Origin of the sequence: Armatimonas sp. (assembly GCF_043760365.1) — a bacterium.
GTDB lineage: Bacteria > Armatimonadota > Armatimonadia > Armatimonadales > Armatimonadaceae > Armatimonas.
Genome location: NZ_JAYUPA010000449.1, coordinates 1 through 4,771, shown reverse-complemented (window position 1 = coordinate 4,771; position 4,771 = coordinate 1). Strand labels below are relative to the sequence as shown.

General features: G+C 60.3%; 6 protein-coding genes. 2 read left to right on the top strand and 4 right to left on the bottom strand.

The genetic code is table 11. The annotated features are described in order from the left end of the window. On the bottom strand, positions 1-280 hold a 280-nt coding region (locus ACH2EH_RS10575; protein ID WP_395141470.1), incomplete at its 3' end, for a hypothetical protein. Positions 281-398: 118 nt separating this feature from the next. Between ACH2EH_RS10575 and ACH2EH_RS10570 the strand changes: the two genes are divergently transcribed. Together ACH2EH_RS10570 and ACH2EH_RS10565 are read left to right on the top strand one after the other, a co-directional pair. After that, positions 399-1,010, top strand: coding sequence for a TetR/AcrR family transcriptional regulator (locus ACH2EH_RS10570; protein ID WP_395141468.1), 612 nt, complete (start codon positions 399-401; stop codon positions 1,008-1,010). Between the two features lie 54 nt (positions 1,011-1,064). After that, positions 1,065-1,643 carry a sigma-70 family RNA polymerase sigma factor gene (locus ACH2EH_RS10565; RefSeq protein ID WP_395141466.1) on the top strand — a complete coding sequence of 193 codons (579 nt, stop codon included), beginning with the start codon at positions 1,065-1,067 and terminating at the stop codon, positions 1,641-1,643. 1 nt (position 1,644) lies between these two features. Here the strand turns inward: ACH2EH_RS10565 and ACH2EH_RS10560 are convergent, their stop codons facing one another. The 3 genes from ACH2EH_RS10560 to ACH2EH_RS10550 all read right to left on the bottom strand — a co-directional run. Then, positions 1,645-2,874 (bottom strand): M28 family peptidase, encoded by a 1,230-nt coding sequence (locus tag ACH2EH_RS10560; RefSeq protein ID WP_395141464.1) that lies wholly within the window; start codon positions 2,872-2,874, stop codon positions 1,645-1,647. Further along, positions 2,875-3,486 (bottom strand): hypothetical protein, encoded by a 612-nt coding sequence (locus ACH2EH_RS10555; RefSeq protein ID WP_395141462.1) that lies wholly within the window; start codon positions 3,484-3,486, stop codon positions 2,875-2,877. It lies immediately after the preceding gene. A 3-nt stretch (positions 3,487-3,489) separates the two neighbouring features. Next, positions 3,490-4,771 (bottom strand): alpha/beta fold hydrolase (locus ACH2EH_RS10550; RefSeq protein ID WP_395141460.1); only part of this gene is annotated, 1,282 nt, incomplete at its 5' end.

Sequence of the window (4,771 nt, the reverse complement as noted above, 5' to 3'; positions counted from 1 at the left end):
GCTTGTAGTCCACGGGAAAGAGATACTCCGCCATTGCCCCCGTGAGGGCGATCATTGGGAGAAAAAGCCCCAAAGGGTAGGGAAACGCCAGCCGCCAGAAAGCAAACGCAAGCCCATAACCCAGCGCTACCAGTCCGATCTTCTGCGGCTCGTCCCGCAGGCGGTGGATACGCCAGGCAAGGATTACTTCCTCACTGGTTTCTTTCTCCTCGACCACATTCATCAAAGTCAAATCGGTGGGAGTATAGCCGCTCTGAGGCGCTTTCGTCAATGCACTCACAGTAAATAGGTACGCGACCGTGTGATCACGGGGGGACGTCTCGCAGATATTAATCCGCGAGACTTGCGAAGAATTTAAGCCTATGGTAAACTCATGACCAGAATACGAATCCAGTCATATGATACAAAAAGAGAACAACTGCACTGGCGGGGAAGAAACACGGCGCGCTATCCTAGAGGCGGCGCGTAAGCGTTTCTTGCACTACGGCTTCAAGAAAACCACCATTGACGAGATCGCGTCGGATGCGGGAATCGGCAAGGGGACGGTCTATCTGCATTTTGAGACCAAAGAAGCGCTTCTTCTGACTCTAGCCCGTGAGGTGAAGCGCAATGTCACTGACCAGATGCGTGCCATTACGGAGTCTCTGGCTTCCCCTGAGGAGAAGCTCCGCCGGATGCTCATGGCCGCGATTCTTTCCGTTCACGATGTTGCTCAGGTGACAGTTCACGGAACGGAGCTCGTTGACGAGCTGCTCTCGCCACGCCTCATGGCGTGTGGTCAGCCAGAGCGCCAGGCACAGCTCGACCTACTCACCCGCGTGCTCTCCGAGGGAGAGTTTGACCTGCCCTGCACCCCTACCGAGGCCGCCTCGTACTTATTGCTCGCGATGGTGCCGTTCTTCCCACCCTACCTGAACCCCTGCCACGCTAAACCCTCCTGCCGCAAGGGCCTGGAAGCGCAAGCGGGCGCGATGCTAGATTTCTTGATCCATGGAATCCACAAGCACTAGAATTTTCAGGGAACCTACTGACCATAAAACGAATTTAGTCATCAGGAAACGATCATGCTAAACACAAAAACCGTACAAGCCGAGATATTTGAAAAGGTGATACTCCCCCACGAAGCGTCGCTCTACGCCCCGGCGATGGCGCTGACTCGCAGCGCCTCCGACGCTGAGGATCTGGTTCAGGAAACGCTCCTACGCGCCTTCGACCGCTTTGATACCTACCGCTCCGATGGCAGCCCACGGGCCTGGCTGCACACAATCATGCGCAATCTCTTCTACAATATGTACCGCAAGAAGTCCCGCGAGCCACGGCAAGTCCCTCTCGAAAATGCCGATGGAAGCTCCATCGAGCAGCCGACTGCGCCCAATGCCTCCCCGGAGCGCCTGGTGCTCTCTCAGCTCGAAGGGGCCGCGCTGCTCCAGGCCGTCCGCACGCTTCCTGAGGAGTACCGACGGGTGGTCGCGATGGCGGATATTCAAGGGATGGCCTATCAGGAAATTGCCCAGGACCTGCACATTCCCGTCGGCACTGTCCGCTCCCGCCTCTCCCGTGGCCGTGAGCGCGTCCGCCGCTCCCTGACTTCCTGGCACCCCGAGACCGTCCCGGCTCTAGCCGCTCGCGCTTTAGCGCACTAAATTACCTGCCCACGACAGTAGGCAAACCGCGTGCGCCGCGGGCCGCAACCGCACGAACGCCGAAGAGGTAGTCGTCTTTGGAGAGCGGAAGCACGGCCTGGGTCGTGGAGAAACGCTTGCTGCCGCTCCAATCAAACTCCGTCGTGCGCCGCCAGAGAACGTCGTAGCTTGCTGCACCGTCCACTGGCCCCCACTGGAGCGTGGTCTGGGCACTGAGATCCTGCTTGAGACTCACGCGCACGGGAGCGGGCGGGGCCTGAGCAAGCTCGGAGAGCCAGGCAACGGCCACTTGCGTCACATGGGTGAGGTAGTTGTAGTCCACGAACTCAGGCAGATCCCCGTAGGTCACGCCTTTCTCCACTCTCAGGTTTTGGTGCTGGTGCCGCCAGTCCTCGCTGGGTTCTGTAAAGCGCACGGATGCTGGGAAGCCTGCTGTCAGAAACGCACTGTGATCGCCGCCACGCCCGTAGCGATCGTTGCGTAGCGTGAGTGTTACGGAAATTCCCTTCACTTGCCGCCGAGCAGAATCTGCAATCGCACGCGCTAAAGTCCGAGCAGGCGAGTCCCCGTCGGTGCCGAGGCTCTTGCGACGCGTGGCCTGGGTCGCCAGCTCGCCCAGCTCATCGGATGTCGAGAAAACCCGGATGTGCTTGTCGTCGCGCTTGCCCGCCTCGCTCAGAGAGTTGCCCACAATGTCGTAGGTCGCCATCGCGATAATGCTCTTGCCCTGCTCTTTCAAGCTCTTTGCAAGCTGCGCCGAGCCCAGCAGGCTCTGTTCCTCACCCGTCACGGCGGCAAAGACCACGGTGCAGCGCGGGCGCATCCCCGCCATCAGTCGCGCACACTCCAGCACGACAGAAACCCCCGAGGCATCGTCGTTGGCTCCCGGCGCAGGAGAATTTGCATCCAGCACATCGGTCACCCGAGAGTCGTAGTGGCCCGAGATCACAATCACGCGCTCGGGAGTGTCCGTGCCCGGCAGAGTCGCCAGCACATTGCCGATCTCGACGGCCTTTGTCATCCGCCCGCCCGCCGCCTGCACCCAGCGCTGCTGCGCCACTTGCAAGTTCCCGCCGTAGCTTTTCAGCTCCCTCTCCAGCCAAGCCGCCGCCACATCCGCCCCCTTCGCCCCCGAGAGCGTGTGCCGCGTGGGAATCTCCGCGAGTGAGCGTACGGTCTTCTCCAGGCGTGCCCGGGAAACATCTTTCACAAGTTGTTTAGATGGAAACATCTACACCTCTCCTCGCAAAATAGAGATCAAGGTTCGTACCAGGCGCTCCGTGTCGGTGGGGATGGAAAAGAGCCCTAGGTCTTGCGTGATGCGTTTTTCGGTGCGCTCAAGCGTCCCAAACCGCCAGATATCGCCCACGGACACCGCCCCATACAAAGTGTTTTCGGTCGAATCCGTCCACTGATCCACCGCGATCAGCTCCGCGCAAAGCTGAGAGAAGCCACGCGTGAGATCGGCCTGCTTGGCTTCGATGACCAGAAGATTTCCCTGCGCCTGAAGCAGATAGTCCAGGGCCCCCTTGAGCTGTCCGTTGACTCGCACATCCAGCTCGGAGCGCACCTGGGCATCCACATGGCGTGCAACTTCTCCCAAAACGGGGGCGATTAGAAACTCCCGGCGCGGCGTTTCACTGCTCATCCCCACATGACGAAAGGCGAAGTCCAGCCGCACACTCAGCTCTGCCAGCCAAGGCAGTGGCTCCGGTGCCAGAGGCAGAGCAAGGGTCGTGGCATCGAACTGATAGCCAAAGGCAACCACCAGTTCCTCGGGAATCGCGGTCAGCTTGAAATAATCATGGAAGCCGCGAATCGTAGTGGGAAGTATCAGTGCCATGCGCTATTCTATCGCTTTCCAGGCTTTTTCAAAGAAGCGCATCACGTCCGCCAAGGCGTCCTGAACCACGGTCAGGTGCTCACAGTCTGGGTAGATCTTGCACTCGGTCTTGAGGGCTTTTGCAAGACCCTGCGCCCCCGACTTGCCAAAGTCGGATGCCCCCGCCCCGACCAGAAACGGCGGCAGTCCCTCCGCACTTCGCACCACTCCCCCACCGCCCAGCACGGCGACAGCGGCAAAAGTCTTCGGATTTGCTTGCGCGGCCTGCACCGCCATCGCCGCGCCCATCGAGTGCCCGGTGAGAAAGACGCGCTTCGGGTCGTAAGAATAGAGCTTTCCCAGCTCCGCCAGCAGCGCGGGAAGCTCCCCCAGCCCCGCGCCGTTTCGCAGTGTCAGTAGCAGCCAGCCGCGCTTCTCACAGAGCCGTACCAGCTTGCCCGCGCCGTAGGTGTCAAAGAACATGTTCTCCGAGCCGCCCGCCCCGTGTAGCGCGATGACCAGCGGCAGAGGCTTGCCGGACTTCACGGCATCGGGCGCGAGCAGACGCACAGGGGCTTTATTGAGCGTCAGCCAGAACTGCCCGGCCTGCTTCTTGCCCCACAGCGCCGCATTTTTCGCCGCCGCCTCCGCCTCGCGCAAGAGCTTCAGCCCCGGAAAGTCCGTCTCCAGCGCCTCGCCGCCAGCAAGTTTCTTGAGAATTCCCAGCAGGTGCACCACCGATGGCTCCCTCACTCCCTCCAGTGCCGTCAGCCGCGCTTTGAGGTTCGTTGCGTAGGAAAGAGAGATAAGCCGCTCTGTCACAAGACTCTGTCCTTTGACTGACATGCGAACACTACCATCAACCTCGCGTGGTGCTGCGGCGAAGTAGGTAAATGCGGTCATTGGAAAACCTGTTACCGGAACTTCCCCTAAGTCGCCGTTCAGAGGCGGGCCTTCCCCGCCAACACCAACCAAGAGACTCTCTGGTGCCTTCTCTGGTGTCTCATAGAGCCGTGAGACTCGGAACTCGACACCAACATCAGTATCCGCAAGCCGAACGGAGGTGGTGAAGATGAGGGGCATTGCCCAACGTCGCTCTGGAGTGCGGTCTTTCTCCTCCCCTAACAAAAGGATTGCCTGATCGAGCGGCTTGGCGCTTGCGGAGGGGCCACCCGCGAAAAATCCCATCACCGCCTGATTGATTAGGGGCAAGACTTGGCGCTTCTTCTCCGCGCTAGCCGTCTCCCAGAGTATCTCAAACTGCCGCAAGCGCTGGCCCGTCTCGTAGCGCCCCGCCGCCGGATCT

Excerpts from the sequence above, each read along its gene's own strand:
- ACH2EH_RS10570 (WP_395141468.1), top strand. The coding sequence starts at position 399 with ATGATACAAAAAGAGAACAACTGCACTGGCGGGGAAGAAACACGGCGC.
- ACH2EH_RS10565 (WP_395141466.1), top strand. The coding sequence starts at position 1,065 with ATGCTAAACACAAAAACCGTACAAGCCGAGATATTTGAAAAGGTGATA.
- ACH2EH_RS10560 (WP_395141464.1), bottom strand. The coding sequence starts at position 2,874 with ATGTTTCCATCTAAACAACTTGTGAAAGATGTTTCCCGGGCACGCCTG.
- ACH2EH_RS10555 (WP_395141462.1), bottom strand. The coding sequence starts at position 3,486 with ATGGCACTGATACTTCCCACTACGATTCGCGGCTTCCATGATTATTTC.